This is a genomic window from Pedobacter petrophilus (assembly GCF_009674725.1).
GTDB lineage: Bacteria > Bacteroidota > Bacteroidia > Sphingobacteriales > Sphingobacteriaceae > Pedobacter > Pedobacter petrophilus.
On sequence record NZ_WKKH01000109.1, the window covers coordinates 1 to 1,655 of the forward strand.

1 protein-coding gene is annotated in these 1,655 nt (G+C 36.7%); it reads right to left on the reverse strand.

All coding sequences use genetic code 11. The features are described from left to right. Window positions 1–28 precede the first annotated feature (28 nt). A complete protein-coding gene (locus GJU39_RS23240) occupies window positions 29–1,417 on the reverse strand; it encodes an IS1634 family transposase (RefSeq protein WP_209437734.1) in 1,389 nt (462 codons plus the stop codon). Between the last annotated feature and the right edge of the window lie 238 nt (window positions 1,418–1,655).

A 1,655-nucleotide genomic window follows, 5' to 3' on the forward strand; every position in this document is an offset into this window, starting at 1 on the left:
CCTGTCTTCCGCGCTGGGACACCCAATTTTAGAAATCAAATAATTGACTCAGGTATTTTTGCTCATCATTTAATATGAGTGTTTTGTTTAAAATTTCATTGTTTAATGGGTTGATAATTTTTATAGCATAAATCGTTTTGGCAATGTCGATTGCTTTTTCAGGACTTAACCTTGCGCCCTTTTGATATAATTGTCTTTCCAGTTCCTTAAATACTTTGTAAGCTACGAAAGCGATACAAACATGGGCTTCGATTCGATGATGTAATCTGTGATAAATTGGCCTAATCTTCAAATCATGTTTGGAAATCCGGAAAGCCTTTTCAATTCGCCACAGATGGCTATAGTTTTCAATCACCTCGCTTTTATTCAGCCCGGTATTGGTTAGATAGCCTTTTAATCCATCCCATTTGCCATCTGCATTAAACTTTTCTTTATCAATCTCGACATTAATCTCGCCCTTAAGCTTTAGATATTTATTGTAACCCCTATTATTTATATGGGATTTTGTTAGTTTACCGGAACTGATTTGCTTTTCAAGTTTACGCAGTCCTTTCTCCCTGTTTGCCTGGTCTTTCTTGTGCCTGGAAAGTGAGTAGCTAATTACTAAATTCGTGTGCTCATCTTTTTTCAATATTGCACTTTCTCCATTTTTTAGTTTGAGACTCAATATCTGTTTTTGAAGAATTTGCTTTTCATTCTTTATCCTGGCTCCAAGTATAAACTCATAGCCCTCACGCTGTAGATCGTTTATGTTATTACTGGAAAGAAGACCGGAATCTGCAATTACGACCATTTTATCAAGCGTATGCTTCTTTTTAAAAGCGTTAATGACTGGAAGCATGGTATGGCCCTCAAATTTATTCCCTTCAAATATTTCATAGGCTAAGGGATAACCTCCAACGCTTACCAATAACCCCAAAACAATCTGTGGATTCTGATGCCGTCCCTCTTTTGAAAAACCAGTTTTTCGCAAGTCATCCTGATCATCTATTTCAAAGTAAAGGGTGGTTACATCATAAAATACAATGCTCATTTGATTATTAAGTATCCGTAATGTATGCTGATAGCTGATCTGCTGAACTAAATCTTTCTGCTTATTGTAAAGTTTGTCCAGGTACCGGTATATGCGATCCTCATCAATTTCAATTCCATGATATTTTTTGAGATAATCAATAGTGCGTACCTTACTTACTGGAAAGCATAGCCTGGATAAAACAAGTTTTCGAAACAAATCGTCTTTAATCTTAGAAAAGCCTATCTCATCGAAAATTTTTCCAAGCAATAACTCCGTTCCGGCAACGGTAACCTGCTGTATATTCGAAATGAACTTATCGAAGGCATCCTGTGTGCCGGAAAGATCAATCTCTGCTTGACCAAGTTGGCTTTTAATCCAGTGCTCTCCTTCTTTAACTAGCATTTCTACTCGGGAAATAGAACTTGAGCTGCCCAAGGTTTTTATCACCTTGTATTTGCCAGAACTTTTATCAATGACCTGAACGCTGACCACTCCACTTTTATTCTTCTTTTGTCGAACAAACATCAAGATAAATATAAGCCAAAAAGTGCCGGGACACCCAAAAATCTAAATAAATACAGTTAACAAGCTGATAATCAACGACAATTTCAAGCCAAATAAAAAACCGCGGAAGACAGGA

Excerpts from the sequence above, each read along its gene's own strand:
- GJU39_RS23240 (WP_209437734.1), bottom strand. The coding sequence starts at position 1,417 with ATGCTAGTTAAAGAAGGAGAGCACTGGATTAAAAGCCAACTTGGTCAA.